General features: G+C 39.4%; 20 protein-coding genes. 10 read left to right on the top strand and 10 right to left on the bottom strand.

Annotated elements, in window-relative coordinates:
• Positions 1–2: 2 nt before the first annotated feature.
• The 3 genes from nifD to nifH all read right to left on the bottom strand — a co-directional run bounded on the left by nifD (position 3) and on the right by nifH (position 2,852).
• Positions 3–1,457 carry a nitrogenase molybdenum-iron protein alpha chain gene (gene nifD, locus SJPD1_RS06375; protein ID WP_096046473.1) on the bottom strand — a complete coding sequence of 485 codons (1,455 nt, stop codon included), beginning with the start codon at positions 1,455–1,457 and terminating at the stop codon, positions 3–5.
• A gap of 30 nt (positions 1,458–1,487) precedes the next feature.
• Positions 1,488–1,847 carry a hypothetical protein gene (locus tag SJPD1_RS06370; protein WP_096046472.1) on the bottom strand — a complete coding sequence of 120 codons (360 nt, stop codon included), beginning with the start codon at positions 1,845–1,847 and terminating at the stop codon, positions 1,488–1,490.
• 93 nt (positions 1,848–1,940) lie between these two features.
• Positions 1,941–2,852: a nitrogenase iron protein gene (nifH, locus tag SJPD1_RS06365; protein ID WP_087438453.1), complete on the bottom strand. Its 912-nt coding sequence runs from the start codon at positions 2,850–2,852 to the stop codon at positions 1,941–1,943.
• 179 nt (positions 2,853–3,031) lie between these two features.
• On the opposite strand from nifH, the gene SJPD1_RS06360 reads away from it, so the two are divergent.
• Positions 3,032–3,496 carry a hypothetical protein gene (locus SJPD1_RS06360; protein WP_096046471.1) on the top strand — a complete coding sequence of 155 codons (465 nt, stop codon included), beginning with the start codon at positions 3,032–3,034 and terminating at the stop codon, positions 3,494–3,496.
• A 99-nt stretch (positions 3,497–3,595) separates the two neighbouring features.
• On the opposite strand, the gene SJPD1_RS06355 is transcribed toward SJPD1_RS06360, so the two are convergent.
• Both SJPD1_RS06355 and SJPD1_RS06350 read right to left on the bottom strand, forming a co-directional pair.
• Positions 3,596–4,006, bottom strand: coding sequence for a YybH family protein (locus tag SJPD1_RS06355; protein ID WP_096046470.1), 411 nt, complete (start codon positions 4,004–4,006; stop codon positions 3,596–3,598).
• A 272-nt stretch (positions 4,007–4,278) separates the two neighbouring features.
• Positions 4,279–4,572 carry a putative quinol monooxygenase gene (locus SJPD1_RS06350; protein ID WP_096046469.1) on the bottom strand — a complete coding sequence of 98 codons (294 nt, stop codon included), beginning with the start codon at positions 4,570–4,572 and terminating at the stop codon, positions 4,279–4,281.
• Between the two features lie 515 nt (positions 4,573–5,087).
• On the opposite strand from SJPD1_RS06350, the gene SJPD1_RS06340 reads away from it, so the two are divergent.
• Entirely contained in the window at positions 5,088–7,229 is a 2,142-nt protein-coding gene (locus tag SJPD1_RS06340) for a methyl-accepting chemotaxis protein (protein WP_096046467.1), read from the top strand.
• 213 nt (positions 7,230–7,442) lie between these two features.
• On the opposite strand, the gene SJPD1_RS06335 is transcribed toward SJPD1_RS06340, so the two are convergent.
• Positions 7,443–8,042 (bottom strand): pyridoxamine 5'-phosphate oxidase family protein, encoded by a 600-nt coding sequence (locus tag SJPD1_RS06335; RefSeq protein ID WP_096046466.1) that lies wholly within the window; start codon positions 8,040–8,042, stop codon positions 7,443–7,445.
• 99 nt (positions 8,043–8,141) lie between these two features.
• Here SJPD1_RS06335 and pdxR point away from each other — a divergent pair, with 99 nt between their 5' ends.
• The gene (gene pdxR / locus SJPD1_RS06330) at positions 8,142–9,539 is read left to right on the top strand and encodes a MocR-like pyridoxine biosynthesis transcription factor PdxR (RefSeq protein WP_096046465.1); all 1,398 of its coding nucleotides are present in this window, start codon (positions 8,142–8,144) and stop codon (positions 9,537–9,539) included.
• A gap of 141 nt (positions 9,540–9,680) precedes the next feature.
• Here pdxR and SJPD1_RS06325 read toward each other — a convergent pair whose 3' ends face one another.
• Positions 9,681–10,166 (bottom strand): adenine nucleotide alpha hydrolase family protein, encoded by a 486-nt coding sequence (locus SJPD1_RS06325; protein ID WP_096046464.1) that lies wholly within the window; start codon positions 10,164–10,166, stop codon positions 9,681–9,683.
• 16 nt (positions 10,167–10,182) lie between these two features.
• On the opposite strand from SJPD1_RS06325, the gene SJPD1_RS14435 reads away from it, so the two are divergent.
• The 4 genes from SJPD1_RS14435 (at position 10,183) to SJPD1_RS06315 (ending at position 12,533) form a co-directional block, all read left to right on the top strand.
• Positions 10,183–10,371 (top strand): hypothetical protein, encoded by a 189-nt coding sequence (locus SJPD1_RS14435; protein WP_138070105.1) that lies wholly within the window; start codon positions 10,183–10,185, stop codon positions 10,369–10,371.
• Between the two features lie 45 nt (positions 10,372–10,416).
• Entirely contained in the window at positions 10,417–11,271 is an 855-nt protein-coding gene (locus tag SJPD1_RS06320; RefSeq protein ID WP_096046463.1) for a D-amino acid aminotransferase, read from the top strand.
• 112 nt (positions 11,272–11,383) lie between these two features.
• Positions 11,384–11,620, top strand: a complete 237-nt coding sequence (locus tag SJPD1_RS14700; RefSeq protein ID WP_226372262.1) for a hypothetical protein — start codon at positions 11,384–11,386, stop codon at positions 11,618–11,620.
• 1 nt (position 11,621) lies between these two features.
• Positions 11,622–12,533, top strand: a complete 912-nt coding sequence (locus SJPD1_RS06315) for a GGDEF domain-containing protein (protein ID WP_226372261.1) — start codon at positions 11,622–11,624, stop codon at positions 12,531–12,533.
• Here SJPD1_RS06315 and SJPD1_RS06310 read toward each other — a convergent pair.
• The gene (locus SJPD1_RS06310) at positions 12,530–13,054 is read right to left on the bottom strand and encodes a hypothetical protein (protein ID WP_096046462.1); all 525 of its coding nucleotides are present in this window, start codon (positions 13,052–13,054) and stop codon (positions 12,530–12,532) included. The two genes, SJPD1_RS06315 and SJPD1_RS06310, sit on opposite strands and share 4 nt — an antisense overlap.
• A gap of 48 nt (positions 13,055–13,102) precedes the next feature.
• Positions 13,103–14,053, bottom strand: a complete 951-nt coding sequence (locus SJPD1_RS06305; RefSeq protein WP_096046461.1) for a DMT family transporter — start codon at positions 14,051–14,053, stop codon at positions 13,103–13,105.
• 139 nt (positions 14,054–14,192) lie between these two features.
• Here SJPD1_RS06305 and SJPD1_RS06300 point away from each other — a divergent pair, with 139 nt between their 5' ends.
• The 3 genes from SJPD1_RS06300 (at position 14,193) to SJPD1_RS06290 (ending at position 16,738) form a co-directional block, all read left to right on the top strand.
• The gene (locus tag SJPD1_RS06300; protein WP_168171338.1) at positions 14,193–14,795 is read left to right on the top strand and encodes a Crp/Fnr family transcriptional regulator; all 603 of its coding nucleotides are present in this window, start codon (positions 14,193–14,195) and stop codon (positions 14,793–14,795) included.
• Positions 14,796–14,848: 53 nt separating this feature from the next.
• On the top strand, positions 14,849–15,724 hold the full coding sequence (locus SJPD1_RS06295; protein WP_096046460.1) for a DMT family transporter: 876 nt from the start codon (positions 14,849–14,851) through the stop codon (positions 15,722–15,724).
• A gap of 99 nt (positions 15,725–15,823) precedes the next feature.
• Positions 15,824–16,738 (top strand): alpha/beta fold hydrolase, encoded by a 915-nt coding sequence (locus SJPD1_RS06290; RefSeq protein ID WP_096046459.1) that lies wholly within the window; start codon positions 15,824–15,826, stop codon positions 16,736–16,738.
• A gap of 33 nt (positions 16,739–16,771) precedes the next feature.
• Here the strand turns inward: SJPD1_RS06290 and SJPD1_RS06285 are convergent, their stop codons facing one another.
• On the bottom strand, positions 16,772–17,653 hold the full coding sequence (locus tag SJPD1_RS06285; RefSeq protein WP_096046458.1) for an AraC family transcriptional regulator: 882 nt from the start codon (positions 17,651–17,653) through the stop codon (positions 16,772–16,774).
• Position 17,654: the final 1 nt, after the last annotated feature.

Genomic DNA, 17,654 nt, shown 5'->3' with positions numbered 1-17,654 from the left:
CCTTATTTAGATTCCCATGGTGCTTTGGTGTGAGCCCATACTGGGGAGTTCAACGCCAAATCCATGTCTTTTGCAAAAATTGCAAAGGCATCGTATCCATGATACGGACCACTATAATCCCAAGAGTGCATTTGTCTAAATGGTAAACCCATTTTTTGGAAAACGTACTTCTCTTTTACACCGCTTGCTACAAGATCAGGTTTCAGTCTTTTGACAAATTGCTCTAATTCGTACTCGTTGGTATCGTCATAGATCAAGGTTGAGCCACTAAGCTCATCTTTGGTACGTTTATAGTCATCACCATGTCCGAACTCATAACCTGTACCGATAATTTTCATTCCCAAATCTTCGTAAGCACCAATAACGTGGCGAGGACGTAATCCACCGACATATAACATGACGGTTTTGCCTTCTAATTTAGGGCGATACTTTGCAATGACTTTATCAGTCATTTCAGTATATTTAGCGATAACCGCTTCTGTTTTAGCTTGAATTGTCTCATCAAAGAACGCTGCAATTTTGCGTAAGCTCTCTGTTGTTTTGCTTGGACCAAAGAAGTTATACTCCATCCAAGGCACGCCAAATTCTTGCTCCATATGACGAACAACATAGTTCATACTTCGGTAGCAGTGAAGAAGGTTTATTTTCGCTTTTGGAGCGATCGTTAACTCTTTATAAGTAGCATCACCACTCCATTGAGCGATAACACGAAGACCCATCTCTTCAAGTAAAATTCTTGAACTCCAAGCGTCCCCTCCGATGTTATAGTCACCGATGATGGCAACATCATACGGAGTTGATACAAAATCTTTTTTATAAGAGTTATCTGGAAGTACCTCATCACGAATCATATCGTTCGCAATATGGTGACCCAAACTTTGTGAAACACCACGGAAACCTTCACAAGAAACCGCAACCGTAGGCTTGCCAGACTCTTTTTTGTAGCCTTTGGCTACTGCTTGAATATCATCACCAATCAAACCGATGGGGCATTCACTTTGAATGGAAATACCGTTATTGAGTGGGAAAAGTGCATCAATTTCTGCAAGTGCCGCTTTAAGCTTTTTATCGCCACCAAAAACGATGTCTTTTTCATTATAGTCGGTTGTGAAGTTCATCGTTACATAGGTATCAACGCCTGTTGTACCAATGTAATAGTTTCTTCTACCTGCGCGGCTATATTGACCACAACCAACCGGTCCATGAGAGATATGAATCATATCTTTCACTGGACCCCAAACAACACCTTTACTTCCTGCATAAGCACAACCACGTTGACTCATAACGCCTGGAACGGTTTGTTTGTTACTCTTGGTTGAATCACAAGCACCTTTAACACCCTCTGGCATATCAACGCCAAGGTGTTTTTCTCTACTTTTTTTCGCCTTTTCAGGGTAAGCAGCAAGCACTTCCGCAATTGCGGCTTCTTGTTGGCTTAGCAATGTTTCTGTTGTCATGCTATTTTCCTTTCTATTTAAAAAGTACGCTTACGCGACTTTGACCCTGTAGAGAAGCATATCGTCAAGTTTTTTACAAACGTCTGCTGTTTTACCACCATCGACTGCTTTAGAAACTTCACTCATTTGATACTTGTTGGTATAAAAAATCATTTTATATTCGCCTTCAATGTCTGATTTTTTATAGTAATCAGCCAATGCTGTGAAAAGGAATGAACCTTTTTCAACACGTAGGTCTTCTTGTTTGATACCATCACGGTTTTCACTGGTAAGGACTGCGTAACTAACATCTGAAAGATCGCCAACTTCTGCTGTGACTCTCTCTACGACTTGCTCATGACTAATTTTATTTCCCAAAGATGCTGGGAAGTGGTATCCGCATATAAACATGGTGTGCTCCTCTTTTTATTTTTTTATAACGTCAAAAGGGCAAAGCTCTTTTGACTACATTTGCCACTGGGGCGCTAAAGTTTTCTTCGGTTATTACGCTGTTGCTTTTTTACCGATAGCGTCTGCTTCGACTTCTTCTTCCAAACCAAATTCCATTAACAATGCTTCAAGATCATCCATCTCAAGTGGTTTAGGGATCACTTTAAGATCATTAGCAATGATTTTTCTTGCAAGTTCTTTGTACTCAAATGCTTGGTCTGTTTTATCAGCAAACTCAACAACGGTCATACGACGAAGCTCAGCACGTTGTACGTGGTTACTTCTTGGTACGAAGTGAATCAAGTGCGTTCCGATTTGCTCTGCAAGATGTTTTGCAAGATCGTATTCACGGTCTGTCATACGTGCATTACAGATAAGACCTGCTAGACGTACACCACCAGTGTTTGCGTATTTCAAAATACCTTTAGAGATGTTGTTTGCCGCATACATTGCCATCATTTCGCCTGACATAACGATGTAGATCTCTTGTGCTTTACCTTCACGAATTGGCATCGCAAATCCACCACAAACAACGTCACCAAGAACGTCGTAAGAGACGAAATCTAAATCTTGGTCATAAGCACCCTCTTCCTCAAGGAAGTTAATCGCTGTAATAACACCACGACCTGCACAACCAACGCCTGGCTCTGGTCCACCTGATTCTGCACACATGATAAAACCTTCTGTAATATCTGTGTTATCTGGATCAAACTCAGCAGCACCTGGTTTACATACATCTTCAAGCTCTAGGTCTTCAACAGTACCTGCCTCACTTGCTAGTTGCATAATAGTGCATTGTGCTTTTTCATGCAAAATAAGTCGTGTAGAGTCTGCCTTAGGATCACATCCAACGATAAGAATTTTTTTACCGAAGTAGTGCGCCATTGCCGCGAGTGTATTTTGTGAAGTGGTAGATTTACCAATTCCGCCTTTGCCATAAAAAGCAATTTGTCTGAGTTCAGCCATTTTGTTCTCCTTTGTGAGTTTTTATTTCACCACACACTTTTGCATATAGTGTTCCGTAGAAAAATACTTTTGAAAAAAATAAAAAATATAAAGCGAAATATTTACATGTAAAATGTCAATGTTCAAAGGTGAAGAGTGGGGTATAATCAATCGCTATATAATATGGAAAAGGAGAAAAGATGCAGGCACTTTTTGAGCATTACAAAACGATCATCCTATTTTTACATATCATCTCAGCCGTGATTTGGGTCGGCGGTATGATTGCGATTAAATTTGCTGTTCATCCTGTAATTCAAAGTATTGAAGAGCCAAAAATAAAGCTTGGCAAAACATTACACATCGTAGGTCGGTTGTTTAACCTTGTCATGCCTTTTATTGTCTTGATTGTTCTTTGCGGGTTTATCATTCTTAAAGGCACAGGCTTATCAGGAGTGGTGGTTCATATAAAAGAGAGTCTTTGGACAATTATGACGCTCAATTATGTCTATATGTACATCAAACGCACACATGCACAAACGCTTTTTGATCGGGGTGATTTTGCAAGTGCCAAAGAACAGGTGCGATTGCTCCCCAATGTTTTATTGCCTCTTAATATTGTCTTAGGAGTTGTTGCTATCTTTTTGGGGGTTGAGTTACGAGGGTAGCAGAATGTGGAGATAGAGGAACGAGGCTACTTTTACACTTTACATGTAAAGGTTTATTAGCCAATTCCATTAAACTACGCTCCACTTTATCTTAGCTATTTAGATCATAGGACTGATCTTGGACGTGCTGTATCGTGCAGTCTGCCACGCTCCAGTAGCTGATTTACGTAATAAAAACAGCTCTTGATACTCTGAAGATATGACGACACTGGTCGCCTTGTTGGTTTCAGTACCTTTGGTAGCACTTCGAACGAACGCCCAGTCGTCGCTTATTTGTACAACCTCTTTTATTTCATAGCTCATGGCAAAGTCTACTTGCTCGAAGACTTCAGGATAGATTATGGCAAGTGCATCTTTGCCCACTACCGCAGATCTACCAGGAGCCATTAGTACACCGTCATCAGCGTATGTTGCTAACACACCTGCAACGTCTTCGCGATTGAACGCAGTTAAGTAGGCAACCGCATTCGCTTCAATTAAGACCAATTCTTTGTTCAATGTTTCACTCATTTATTCCTCCAAATGTTTTACTCAAAGCCAAGCGACTTTTCACGTGGCTAGCTTAACTATAAAATTAATTTTGAAAAATTTATCCTATAGTAACTTATAATTCTCTTAATGAAATAAATGTAAGCTATAGACTTATTTTACTGTTTCGTGTTTATATGTTATAAAAATACAGAATGAACCAAACTGCTTTTTCAAATCTTTACATGTAAAAATTGAATTTTTCTAATTTGATCAAAGTAAATTATCACTTTTTTCCTCAAAAAGTTTAAAGTTTAGCCCTGAGTCCTAGTTTCCTCAAAGATTTGATAGTGGCGCTCAACGTTTCCTGTCACTTTACCCCAATGAGATGCTTTTACTCTTTTCTGATGATGCTCAAAAGCAACCTTATCTGTGAACTCTTCATAAACATCAAAGCGAAGCGGGTTTTCAAAATTTTCAGTAACGCTGAATGTAAGACAACCCGGCTCTTCGAGCGTAAGACGTTTATGATTAACCAATTCACTTTTTACAAATTTAAGTTCCGCCTCAGGAACTAAAATAAAACCTTTCAATGTTACTTTTGACATGAATTTCCTTGTTATATAAATTAGGGACAAAAGGAGTAGGCTACTTTTTCTTTACATGTAAAAGATTTATTGTCTAGTTCTATTAAAGTAGCCTGTCCCCTCTTTTTCCTCACTGACGCATAATGTTCCATCTAGTAATTTTTGTGCTTTATCTTTTCTCCTTACAACGCCTTTGTAACACACATGATGTAGAATTAAACAAAAGGAGTCGACATGATTTTATTGGCTAAAAAAATTCAACATTTTGTTGATCTCATTGTTGCTAAGTCACTTTCACAGAATGAAGAGGAAATTTTTAGACTCAATCATTATGTAGCGTATCATTTAAATTTTAGGAGGTCAAACTTTCAACTTTTATTCTTAGCTAATTTCATAAACCAAACATATCCATACAAAAGGTGGCAACAAAAAGCACAATATCTATATAGCAAATTGACTTTGAATCAATTTTTATCTAAATAGTTTAACTAATTGCATATTTTTATATAAAATTAAATAAAAAAAGGGGGTGTACGATGATATTTAAATCAATTCAAACTAAAATTGTTTTGATAGCTGGGCTTTGCTTGGTTTCAGCAGTTATTCTATTGGTGGGTTACGGGTTGTTTTCATCCACGAGAACACAAGATGTCGTTTCCAAGGAGGTTTCTTCTTTATTGACTGAGCTCAATATGGAGAGACTGCAAAATTTAGCCGGCGAGCAAAGTGGTACCATTCAGTCCGAATTAGCGTTGGCTTTGGATGCTGCGCGTACCATGGCTAACACCTTTGAAGTGAGTAAACTTAAACATAAAGATGGTAAAGGCACTCTGGACATTGGCCGCGATCAGCTCAATGCTGTGCTTCTCAATGTATTGAAAAGTAACACAAGCTTTAATGGTACCTACTCCTGTTGGGAGCCAAATGCAATCGATGGGCTTGATGAGAACTCCCGTGTAGACAAAGACGGTAACAATCCAACTACCGGACGCTTTACCCCCTATTGGACGCGTGATGATAAAGGCAAAATTGCCGTTCAACCTTTAGTTGAGTACGACACCTACGACAAGCATCCTAACGGTGTTCTTAAAGGAGACTGGTATATTACCCCACGTGAGCAGAATAAAGAAAGTGTGCTTGGACCATTACCTTATATCGTACAAGGTAAGCAAGTATTCCTCGCTACTATGTCTGTGCCTATTAACGTCAATGGTAAATTCTATGGCGTTGCAGGGGCGGATTATAACTTAGATTTTGTTCAGAAAATTGCCGAAAAAGTTGATAAAGAATTGTTTGAAGCTCATGGACAGGTGTCCATCATTGCAGACAATGGTCTGTTGGTAGCCCAAAGCGAGAATCCTGCTATGATCGGGGGTCATTTTAAACAAGTGATGCCTAAAGGGTGGGAAAAGATTTATGAAGCTATTCAAGCAGGTAAAGCGTTAGTTCGTATCAACGATGATAGTGGTATGATAGAAGCGGTTGCTCCCATCCAACTTGGACAGACGGGTAAACCCTGGGCGGTTCTGATTCAAGTACCACGGGAAATTATATTGGCGAAAGCTTTGGTGCTTGATAAAAATATGACAGATCGACTTTATAATAATGCTTTATTACAAATTGTCGTTGGTTTTATCGTTGCTTTACTGGCTATTATTGCAATCTATTTTCTTACTACCAGTATTATTGCCAAACCTCTTTTAAGCCTTAAAGAAACTGCCCATGATTTGGCAACGGGTGATGGTGATTTAACCAAAAAATTAGCTATTAAAAATCAAGATGAAATTGGTGATGCTTCCCATGAGATTAACCAATTTATCGATAAAGTTCACTCAACTATCAAATTAGCAAAAGACACCAGTTCTGAAAATGCATCGATTGCGCATGAGCTCTCAGCGACAACCATGCAAGTGGGCAAACGCGTGGAAGACTCTTCAATCATCATTTCTCAAGCCACACACATGTCAAGCGAGACCAAACAAGAAATTGTCTCTTCCGTCAATGAAGCAAAAGCTTCAAAAGAAGAGATTGTTAAGGCAAATAATGAACTCCAAAGTGCTCGTAAGTTCCTTCAAAAACTGGGACAGCGTGTTCAAGAGAGCGCGCAAACAGAGCAAGAACTTGCACAAAAAATCCAACAACTTAGCTCTGATGCCGACCAAGTTAAAAATGTTCTTACCGTCATCAGCGATATTGCTGATCAAACAAACCTTCTAGCACTCAATGCTGCCATCGAAGCCGCACGTGCAGGAGAGCATGGAAGAGGCTTTGCAGTCGTTGCCGATGAAGTACGCACCTTAGCAGAGCGCACCCAAAAAAGTTTGGTTGAAATCAACGCAACCATTAATGTCATTGTTCAAGCTATCACGGACAGCTCAGAGAGAATGAATGTTAATTCAACACAAATCCAAGAATTAAACGCGCTCGCGGGGGATGTGGAAAGCAAACTGGATAACACTGTTTCTATGATGAATGTTGCAACCAAACTCAATGAAAAAACGGTCAATGACTACATCCAAACAGGTGAAAAAATCGATACCATCGTTTCCAAAATCGAAGAAATCAATACGTTAGCAACGCAAAATACTAGAAGTGTGGAAGAAATCGCAGGGGCGAGTGAGCACCTCAATGAACTCACCGCACAACTCAACGCCATCCTCAATAAATTTAGAACATAAGTTAAAGCCCTATTTTAGGGCTTTAATCACTTTATTTTCGTGCCACGTAATCCATCAGTTTTGTTGGTAAAGGGGACAAGCTACTTTTTTCATGTATGGATAAAAATTAAAAGTTTAGCTCCGACCACTTTTCTCTCGTGCTTTACGTTGAAGCAGCGCTCAAAGAAGCAAACGCCTAAATAACCAAAGAGGCTTTACATGTAAAGCCTCTTTTTAACTCATCTGTCCTATAAGCTCAATACTCAGTATATCAAGAGCTTCTCCACGTTCACGCAATTTTTCTATCAACAACGCCTTGCGTTCCGCATTCAAATTTTGCCCTGCTTTGATTTTTAATGAGATAGATTTTGGATTTAATTGAACAATGCCTATTGTCTCTATGGCTTTTTTATACATGGGATTTTCGACTTCAATCACATCGTATTTTCCCTCTGGTTGCAATTTTTGCATGAGCGCATTCAGAACATCGCACTTTTGTTGCGCATCGTCTATACTTTCCACATGACCTGAAAAATGCGCAGAGATAAACAGTTGCGTGGCAGGACAGGCGGAACGGGTATTGCTAAAATACGAAGGAATTAAAGATAGAGGTTTTACGACACTAAAACTTGCGTTTGTGTTTTTTGCCATTGTGTCCATCTTACGTCCTTCTTTTGAACCATGAAAGCAGATGCACCCATCATGCCATACAAAATTGAGCGGTACGCTGTAAGGCTCATCACCATCAATCAAACACAGCGTTCCATATTCACAGCTGGATAAGAGTTCTTCTAAGAGTTTTGGGTCGTTTACTTCAAATTCTGCTCGTCGCATCGTTTCAATCCTTATACTTTTTCATAAAATATTTGGTATTATAATCCCAAACTGTACTGGTTACAAGAGCCAGTTTGTTAAAAATTTTAGGGGACAGTTATGTATGTCTTAGACAAAGAAAGCAATAAGCCGCTCTATTTGCAACTCTACGAAGCCATGAAAAAAGAGATTGTAACGACGCTAAAATATGGCGACAAACTCCCCTCAATTAGAAACGTCGCTTCGCAATATTCCATTAGTAAAAACACGGCTGAGTTGGCGTACAAACAACTTTACACGGAAGGCTATATCGAAAGTGCGCCCCAAAGTGGGTATTTTGTTGCCGATATGCCTTTAGAACAAGACCCGCCAATCAAAACAATTTACATGCTCAACACAAAAACATCGCCTTCGATACATTACGATTTTGTTCCCGCAAGACTGACGCCTGATGCGTTTCCCTTAAAACTCTGGAAGCGGCTTTTTATCAAAGCGATGGGAGAGGAGCTTGATTTTGGAGCGTACGGCGATAGACAAGGTGAAATCGGCCTTCGTGAAGAGATAGCACGCTATTTGATGCAATCACGTGGCGTAAACTGCGATGCCACGCATGTTATTATTTGTGGCGGTTTTGCCGATTCGATGCACATTTTAGCGACGCTTTTAAAAAAACAATGTAGCCATATTGCGATTGAACATCCGGGTTTTCCGATCGTCCGTTCTCTCTTCAATGATTATGGTTATACCACGGTGCCCATTCATGTCGATCAAGAGGGCTTAGTCATCGATGAGCTTGAAGCATCGCCTTCAAATCTGGTTTACATCACGCCCTCGCATCAATACCCAACGGGAGTCAGCATGCCCATTCGTAACCGCATACGACTTCTGAATTGGTCAAAACAAGTAGGAGGCATCATCATTGAAGATGATTACGACAGCGAACTGCGGTATCAAAATCGCCCGATTCCCTCGCTCCAAGGCTTAGATAAGGACGATAGAGTCATTTATGTCGGAACCTTTTCCAAGTCGCTCTCCCCTGCCCTTCGTGTCAGTTATCTAGTCCTTCCTCATCGGTATCTTGATAAGTATAAAACGTTATTTCTTACCCGTCACCAACGCTGTTCCGTGTCGCTTTCAACGCAAAAAACTTTAGAACTTTTTATGGCGGGCGGACATTGGGAAAGGCACTTGCGCAAAATTCGCACGCTCAATCGCAAAAAACACGACGTGATGAAAGAAACCTTGCAAAAGACGTTTGGCTCAATGATTGAAATCATCAGCGAAGGTGGAGGACTAGCCATTTTGATGCGCCCCACGCACACGATTAATTTAAATGTTTTAAGACAAAATGCTTTAGAAAAAGGCATAAAACTCTATCTTGCAAGTGATTATTACGGAAACGATTGGGAAGCTATCCGCATGGGATTTGGAGGATTGAGCGAAACAGAAATCCGCGAAGGAGTCGCACTTTTAAAAGAAGTATGGATGAACACACTAGAAAAAAAAGGTCGAAATTAGTTCTTAACTTTTTTTGATGCAAAAATTCTTACATGTAAAAGTTTGGCAAGCACTAGTACCATACAATGAAAGCTAAGGAAAGGGTCTAAAAGTTAAAAGTTTAGCCATAACCCCTATTTATCTTTCTCTTTATTCGCCTAACTAGATTTTATTACATTCCTGAATATTGTCATATATACCTGCTAATTTATAACGGCACCAGATATCCTGGTAATATTCACTCGTTGGCTCAGCATATGCCTTAGGCATACTGTCTTTATACTCGATAATAAGTTTCTTGTCCTCTTCATCAGTTAAATCCACAATGATTAGGTTGCTATCTAAATATGTTTTAATTGTATCTTTCATGGATCCTTCCTCATCAATTTTTAGACTCAATAAATATTCCATAACTACTTTAACAGGGATGACATGTTCCCTGATTTTTTTCACCCCTTCTTGCAAGTTTTTTGAACAATACATTGGTCTTTTACTCTCACGTTTTAAAGGCTCACTGTATTTTCTTATTAAATGATTTAAAACAACCTGGCAATCATTAATGGTACTAATACAATACTGTTGAAGTTTATACGTCTTTAATGCTGAGATAATTTGACACACAATACCATCTGTTGTTAAGCCCTTCATATTTTAGCCTTAATTTGTGAGTTTAGAGGTCAGGGCTAAACTTTTAATTTCTCTACTTCAAACCAAGTTCAACCCAAACTCCAATGTCTGTCAAAATAATATCTCTTTGATCTTTAAAACCAAAATAGAAAATCATCCAAACTTCTTTTACAACGCTTTACATGTAAAAAAGAAACTTCTGCCTACTTATTGCACAGATGGCTAAGAAACCTTTTGATACAATATCGTATTATTTTTTTTGGAGTCTGTAATGAGCAGTATTGTTTTTTTAAACGGAGATTTTTGTAAAGAGGAAGATGCGAAAGTATCTATTTTTGATCGTGGGTATCTTTTTGGTGATGGTATCTACGAAGTGGTACCTGTTATCAATGGCAAAGTGATTGACAAAGCGCCTTTCTTTGAGCGTTTTGAAGGAAGTATGAGCAAAATTGGTCTTAAAGCGCCTTTTTGTAAAACAGAGATTATTACGATCTTAGATACTTTGATTGCGAAAAATGACCTTGTTGAAGGCGGTATTTATATGCAAGTGACACGTGGTGTCGCACCTCGTGAATTTTATTTCCCTGAAAATACCCCAACAACGTTTATGGCGTTTACCTTTAAAAAAGAGGTTATCAACCATCCTCTTGCAGAAATTGGTGTGAAGGTTGTCAGTTGTGCGGACATTAGGTGGAAAAGACGTGACATCAAGTCTATTTCACTCTTAGGTCAAGTGTTGGCAAAAGAAGAAGTCCACCAAAAAGGCGCGTATGAGGGTTGGATGGTTGAAGATGGTTTTGTTACTGAGGGAACCTCTTCTGCGGCATTTATCATTAAAAATGGCGTGATTATCACACGTCCACTTTCACATTCTATTTTGCCAAGTATTCGTCGTAAAGTGTTGATGGAAATCACGCATACCCATGGTATCAAAGTCGAAGAGCGTCTCTTTAGCATTGAAGAAGCACTCAATGCCGATGAAGCGTTTATGGCAAGTGCAACCGTTTTCCTTCTTCCGATCATTGAGATTGATGGTAAGCCTATCGGTAGCGGAAAACCTGGTGAAATGGTTAAAAAACTTCGTGCATTGTATGTCGAAGCCGCTCTTAAAGAAGCTAACGCGTAAAACAATATCAAGGGCAATAAAACTTTTCTATTGCCCTCATTTTGCTTTACATGTAAAAAGGAGCCTTCTTTCCTACATTTTAGAATGTACACTTTAAGGAATAACAACTATTATGATTACACTTGCCAAAAACATTCAGTATTTTGTTGATATTATCGTTGCCAAATCATCGTGTCAGGACAAAACGGAACTTTCAAGACTCAATCATTATGTTTGGATTACCCTTTTGATGGCACCAGTAGCACTAGGAACGAGCGCTTACAATGCTTATATCCACAATTTTACATTGTCTTTTTTGGTGATTCTCTTTTCACACACATCTTATCGGGTCGTTAGTCTTTATTCCTAAGATGAAAGAGACATCTTTAATCTATCATATTTCCAACTTACTTTATGCTTTTTTAATTCTCTATATGATTTTCAATGCTACCGATACAGACAACTCACGTATTCTTTGGGCATATGTTTATCCTATTGGAACCATATTTTTATTTGGCAATCGTCTTGGTTTTTTGTACAGTTGTGTGCTTTTAGGCATGATCATTGGACTGTTTGGCATTGTCCCCGAAATTCATACGACGTATAGCATTCCTTTTCAAGTGCGTTTTAGTGTTACTTATATGACCGTTGCATTTATTAGTAGTTGGGTTGAGTATCATCGTTCACGTTATCAACAAGAGTCTATGAAAAGCCACAAAGCACTTTTTTTAGAGCAAATGAATCTCAAAGAAGAGATAGGACAACGTATTGAATTAGAAAAAGAACTGCAATACCTCGCCCAAACCGACACCTTAACAGGTCTCCATAACCGTCGGTATTTTCTCGAAGTAGCCGAACAAGAGTTTACACGCGCTGTACGTTACAACGGTTCTATCTGCTTTGCGGTTCTTGATGTGGATCAGTTTAAGAATATTAACGATACCTTAGGACACCCTATAGGCGATGCTGTATTAAAAGCGCTTGCCAAGCACTGTTTAAAAAGTTTGCGCGACACAGACATTATGGCTCGTATTGGTGGTGAAGAGTTTGCCTTTTTACTTTTACATGTAAACGAAGAGCAAGCTAGAGCTAAGATGGAAACCTTGAACAAAGAGCTGAGCAGCCTTGAAATACCTTATGATGAAGGCAAAATTCTCAATTTCACTGTCAGCATTGGTTTAGCGATGTATACCCCTGAAATTAAAAGGCTTGATGAGCTTTACATCAAAGCCGATGCAAAGCTCTATGAAGCAAAAGATGCGGGTCGTAATTGTGTTCGTTAATGTAAAGATTGTTTAGCAAAATTGTCTTTTTTGCTCGCACCGTTGATGTCATAACCATAACGGTTGTATCCACCGATGAAGATTTTTTGTGCGGGATCGAAGCTTTCAGAACATGCTTCTTTATCATATTTCACAACAAATTTTTTCTCATTTTCTTCAACGCTTAAATAGTATTCAACCCCTTTATCGACCATCGCAATTTTGGAAAAGTCTTTACATTGCTTTTTCAAATCATCTGGCAAGGTATGGTATTTATTTAACTCGGCAAGAATTTGTTTGTACTGAGTCGTTTTTGAGTGAAAAAAGACTTTATTTTGCTCAGCATGGACGTTAGTCACAACAAGCGATAGATCTTTTTGCGTAAAAGTATGCGGTAAACTAGGTGCTAAATTTTGAGCCATAAACGTTGCATACATCTCAGGAGTAATGTTAAATGGCAACGCCATCTTAGGAGTCTCAGCATACACACACGCCCCTAAAGCTAAACCTAAAATCAAACATGCTTTTTTAAGCGTTTTCATTCCTCAAATCCTTCTATATTTTGTAGTATTGTAACGCATTATTATGAATCAATCGTGAATAGCACACTCTTTTTCCTGAAAATAGATAAAAAATCCAAGCCCAATAAAAACTAAAATGATACCTAGCCATGCTTGTGCATTGGGTAGCGCTGTACCTAAAAAAAGCATCTCGCCTAAAAGAGCAAAGATCACCTCACTGGATTGGGTTGCATCGACAGCGGCAAGTTCGCTGGACGTATGCGCCTGATGACGTGCCAGTAAAAAAAGTGTGGTCGCCACTAAACCTGAAAGAAGTGCCACTAAAGAAGTATTGAGCACTTGCCCCATTGAAGGCATCGGTGGATCAATACAAAGAACCAAGACAATCCAAAAAGGCAACGAACCTAAAGAGAGAAGCAAGACTTTATTAAAAGCATTTTCCAACAAAGGCGAGTCAATTTTAGGAAAATGTTTATGCCCATGTTTGGACTCCCAAACAAGCTGATTACCAAATGGATAGCAAAACGCCGCAATCAATACAGGAAAAGCCCCTTTTGCAAACTCCACAAAGTGAAAGGTCGTGATATGAGACGTGTTGATAAGACCAACTCCTACCACAACAATCGTTGAAAAGACCCAAATGCGCTTAGGAAATACCCTACCAAAAAACATCAAAACAAACAAAGAAGCGATAATGGTCAACTGCCAAGTTGCCGCAATGACCCAACCCGGTGCATAATCGGCACTAAAACACAAAAGAGCGTAAAAACACCCAAAGCCGATACTTCCCGCCACCGTCCAAAAAAGCCAATGTTCCACATAAAGTTTCAAAAGCGCTACAACTGTTTTACGCCCCTGAAAAAGGCGAATGACGATGAGTAAAAACAGTATCATAAAAACATAACGCAGTGATGCTGACCAGACCCAATGCCCTCCTTCTAAACTCATCAAACGATTGAGCACAAAAGTAGAGCTAAAAAAAAGACCCGATACCAAACCAAGAGCGATCAATGCTGCCATATATCTTTCCTAAAAATTCTATAACTAGAACACCATTATACCCATACTTACGCCAAAGCAGTGGTTGAAAAATAGGCTTTTGCACTTTACATGTAACCTAAAATTGATTATGATAGAATTATTTCATAAAGGAGACTAAATGAGGAATGAGGCACACTATTATGAACAGTTTTATGAAATTCTAAACCGTTATTCGCCCATTAGTGATGATGCATTCGAACTCCTTAAACCCTATCTCAAACTCAAGTGCATACCAAAAGGGACGTTACTTCAAGACAACTACACACCAGCACATGCGATCTATTTTATTTGCAAAGGATTGTTGCGCACGTACTATCTTCATGAGCAAAGCACGATCTACACCAAAAATCTCTTTATGGAAAACTACTTTTCTGCCTCAGTTGTTTCGCTTTTAAGTGGTGAAAATTCCTATTTGTGCATTCAGGCATTAGAGCCAAGTACCATCATCGAAATTAATTATGAAGGCTATCGTCATCTTATTGATACGCACGATGCTTTTAAAAACTTTTACATCCGCTACCTTGAGCAAAATTGGATCATTGAAAAAGAAAAAAATGAGATTTCCCTCATCATTGACAATGCGACCATACGCTATCAAAACTTTCTCGAAAAATTCCCTGACATTGAAAAAAGAGTTTCGCAACATCACATCGCAAGTCATCTTGGCATCACTCCCACACAACTAAGCCGCATTCGTAAAAGCCTCAACCTATGTAAATGACAATCCCCATAAAATCCGCTACGATAACGTTCTAGATTTATCAAAGGATTTTAATGTCAAACGAATTCAAAGCTCATGTGATGGTACTTCTTGCGACATTTTTGGTCGCAGGTTCCTTCATCCTCTCCAAAAAACTTGCAGGTATTGTTCACCCTATTTCACTCACCTTGCTTCGTTTTACGATTGCAACTTTTGTCCTTGCACCGTTTGTTCTTTTTTATGCGAAAAAACGCGCTCTCATTTTTTCAACATTTCCAAGGGCTATGCTTATTAGCTTTTTTTATGTGCTCTATTTTCTTCTGTTTTTCAAGGCATTAGAGTACACCGATGCGCTAAGTACCGGAACACTTTACACTCTTGTTCCCCTTGTTACCGCAACTTTATGTATCTTTTTCTTTCGTGATCGCATCCCTTTAAAGCAACTCTTTATCTACATCTGCGGTATCGTCGGTACACTCATCGTCGTTTTCAAAGGTGACATACAGCTCCTTTTATGTTTTTCACTCGGGCAAGGTGAATTCATCTTTTTGGGTGCTGTTGTGAGCATGGCGCTTTACTCCATCTTTATGAAGATTGTCCACAAAAAAGAGGATGATATGAGCGTGCTTGTTTTGATGACACTTTTAAGTGGTACGTTTTGGCTTTTAGGTGCCAAAGTGTTGTGGAGCATTCCATTAGAATGGCAGAACCTTAGTATAAAAGACCTAGGTTATTTGCTCTACCTCTCAGTAATCGCTACATTTATCACGGCATATTTGTACCAACGAGGTACAGTTCTTATTGGTCCTAAAAAAGTTATGGCGTATATCTATCTTAGCCCTGCAAGCATCGCGTTACTCCTTTATTTTTTTGAAGGTGCAACACTTTCAGCGGAAGTGTGCGTTGGCATTGCCATTTCTACCATTGCAACATTTTTATTGTTAAAATGAAACACAAAAGTATCTCTTTAGCGTTACATGTAAAAATTTTAAAGCAGAATTTCTCATCATGTGATAAAATATCACATATTACAATGACGGAGAGGTGCAATGGCTATAACGGATTATTTCAAAGGGTTTGAGCGAAAAATGATCGACGTGGGTGATAATGTACAGATCAACACCCTCATCGGTGGTAAGGGTGAAGAGGTCATTTTACTGCTGCATGGGCATCCTGAAAGTTACCTCATCTGGCGAGACATTGCCCCTGAGCTTGCCAAAAAATATACCGTTGTTGCCACTGACCTTAGAGGCTATGGCGATAGCTCCAAACCCAAAGGCTTGCCTGATCACTCTAACTACTCTAAACGTGTGATGGCACAAGACCAAGTGAGCGTGATGCAAAAATTGGGCTTTTCAAAGTTCCATATTGTGGGGCACGATCGAGGTGCGCGAGTATGTCACCGCCTCATGCTTGACCATCCTGAAAAGGTACTCACCTGCTCGATGATGGATATACTCCCAACGCTCGATATGTACGAACAGACCAATCGTGAGTTTGCAACCAAATACTGGCACTGGTTTTTCTACATCCAAGCATATGACTTTCCTGAGCGTTTTTTGGGAGCTGATCCTGAGTATTTCATCCGCAACAATCTCCTCAAAAAAGCCACCCCTGAGGCGCAAAAAAACTTTCCTGAAGATGTCTTGCAAGAGTACATTCGCCATTACAGTAATCCGGCAACCGTGCATGGCATTAGCGAAGATTATAGAGCATCAAATACCATTGACCTAGAACACGATAAAATCGACAGACCTTTTACCATCAAAACACCTCTCCTCGTTCTTTGGGGAGCCAATGGCGTGGTTGGCAATATCTGGAATGTACTAGAAGGCTGGCAAAAATACGCCTGCGATGTGCAAGGCTTTGGGGTAGAAAATTGCGGGCATTTTGTACCGGAAGAGAAACCAAAGGTTGTTTTAGAAGCGTTGTTGAAATTTTTGGAAGAGAAAAAAATAAAGTAGAGACATCACTTGATGTCTCTTTACATGTAAACGCTAAACATACTTCACCGGCAGATAGTACGTACACTTAAAAAGTCCATCATCACTTAAAAAATGATTCTTTTCAAAGATAGTGTATGAGGGAATCGTGATCGCTTCATATCCGCTCTCAGGAAGCCATTCGTGGTAAACCCATTGGATGAGTTTAAGCATATCGTTGTATTGCCCCTCTACCTCAAACGTTGCGCAAAGTCCATCGTACATCTCAAAAATAGGTAAGCTCGTATTTTTCAATTTTTTGTCATCCATGGGCGCAATGCACGCTACGTAAGAACATTCGTGAAGTGGTGTAATGATGGGATTGTCGTGGTAGATGGCGATCTGCTCGTACTGCTCTATCTCGTTGGTATAAACCCAAGCCATCATCTTTTGCCATATTTGTACCGCTTGACGGTTGTAACCTTTTTGCCTGATGTAGTAAACACTTTTGGGTTTTGTTTTGACTATTTTGGCTTCCAAATGTGAAAAGTCGGTATGGGTGAGTAAGGCATTACATGTGCCACTTAAAATGGCATTGGAGTACGCTTTGTAGCCGCCATTGCGCCACAGTTTTGGGGTTTGGGAAAAGCGCTCTTTAAACACCCGAATAAATGAAGTTTGGGAGCTATACCCACACATATTGGCGATTTGCGTGATGGTTGAGTATTTGTTTGTGATGAGTAGATTGGACGCTTTTTGCAATCTGACAGAGCGAATCGTTTCGTAGATGTTGCTACCCGTTTGCTCTTTAAAAATGCGGTGAAAGTGAAATTTGCTCAACCCAAACTCAGCCGCCAACTCGTCAATATTGATCTGCGTTTCAATATGATTATTGATGTAATTGAGCAGATCATTGGCTAATTTACTATGCGTTAGATTGGTCTCTTTTCGTCGCATT

This window comes from Sulfurospirillum diekertiae, assembly GCF_002309535.1.
Taxonomy (GTDB): domain Bacteria; phylum Campylobacterota; class Campylobacteria; order Campylobacterales; family Sulfurospirillaceae; genus Sulfurospirillum; species Sulfurospirillum diekertiae.
Note: the sequence above shows the minus strand (reverse complement) of the source record. Positions and strands in the feature narration are given on the sequence as shown.

What these genes read in the sequence shown, in the direction of transcription:
- nifD (WP_096046473.1), bottom strand. Translation starts at nt 1,457, where the DNA reads ATGACAACAGAAACATTGCTAAGCCAACAAGAAGCCGCAATTGCGGAA.
- SJPD1_RS06370 (WP_096046472.1), bottom strand. Translation starts at nt 1,847, where the DNA reads ATGTTTATATGCGGATACCACTTCCCAGCATCTTTGGGAAATAAAATT.
- nifH (WP_087438453.1), bottom strand. Translation starts at nt 2,852, where the DNA reads ATGGCTGAACTCAGACAAATTGCTTTTTATGGCAAAGGCGGAATTGGT.
- SJPD1_RS06360 (WP_096046471.1), top strand. Translation starts at nt 3,032, where the DNA reads ATGCAGGCACTTTTTGAGCATTACAAAACGATCATCCTATTTTTACAT.
- SJPD1_RS06355 (WP_096046470.1), bottom strand. Translation starts at nt 4,006, where the DNA reads ATGAGTGAAACATTGAACAAAGAATTGGTCTTAATTGAAGCGAATGCG.
- SJPD1_RS06350 (WP_096046469.1), bottom strand. Translation starts at nt 4,572, where the DNA reads ATGTCAAAAGTAACATTGAAAGGTTTTATTTTAGTTCCTGAGGCGGAA.
- SJPD1_RS06340 (WP_096046467.1), top strand. Translation starts at nt 5,088, where the DNA reads ATGATATTTAAATCAATTCAAACTAAAATTGTTTTGATAGCTGGGCTT.
- SJPD1_RS06335 (WP_096046466.1), bottom strand. Translation starts at nt 8,042, where the DNA reads ATGCGACGAGCAGAATTTGAAGTAAACGACCCAAAACTCTTAGAAGAA.
- pdxR (WP_096046465.1), top strand. Translation starts at nt 8,142, where the DNA reads ATGTATGTCTTAGACAAAGAAAGCAATAAGCCGCTCTATTTGCAACTC.
- SJPD1_RS06325 (WP_096046464.1), bottom strand. Translation starts at nt 10,166, where the DNA reads ATGAAGGGCTTAACAACAGATGGTATTGTGTGTCAAATTATCTCAGCA.
- SJPD1_RS06320 (WP_096046463.1), top strand. Translation starts at nt 10,417, where the DNA reads ATGAGCAGTATTGTTTTTTTAAACGGAGATTTTTGTAAAGAGGAAGAT.
- SJPD1_RS14700 (WP_226372262.1), top strand. Translation starts at nt 11,384, where the DNA reads ATGATTACACTTGCCAAAAACATTCAGTATTTTGTTGATATTATCGTT.
- SJPD1_RS06315 (WP_226372261.1), top strand. Translation starts at nt 11,622, where the DNA reads ATGAAAGAGACATCTTTAATCTATCATATTTCCAACTTACTTTATGCT.
- SJPD1_RS06310 (WP_096046462.1), bottom strand. Translation starts at nt 13,054, where the DNA reads ATGAAAACGCTTAAAAAAGCATGTTTGATTTTAGGTTTAGCTTTAGGG.
- SJPD1_RS06305 (WP_096046461.1), bottom strand. Translation starts at nt 14,053, where the DNA reads ATGGCAGCATTGATCGCTCTTGGTTTGGTATCGGGTCTTTTTTTTAGC.
- SJPD1_RS06300 (WP_168171338.1), top strand. Translation starts at nt 14,193, where the DNA reads ATGAGGAATGAGGCACACTATTATGAACAGTTTTATGAAATTCTAAAC.
- SJPD1_RS06295 (WP_096046460.1), top strand. Translation starts at nt 14,849, where the DNA reads ATGTCAAACGAATTCAAAGCTCATGTGATGGTACTTCTTGCGACATTT.
- SJPD1_RS06290 (WP_096046459.1), top strand. Translation starts at nt 15,824, where the DNA reads ATGGCTATAACGGATTATTTCAAAGGGTTTGAGCGAAAAATGATCGAC.
- SJPD1_RS06285 (WP_096046458.1), bottom strand. Translation starts at nt 17,653, where the DNA reads ATGCGACGAAAAGAGACCAATCTAACGCATAGTAAATTAGCCAATGAT.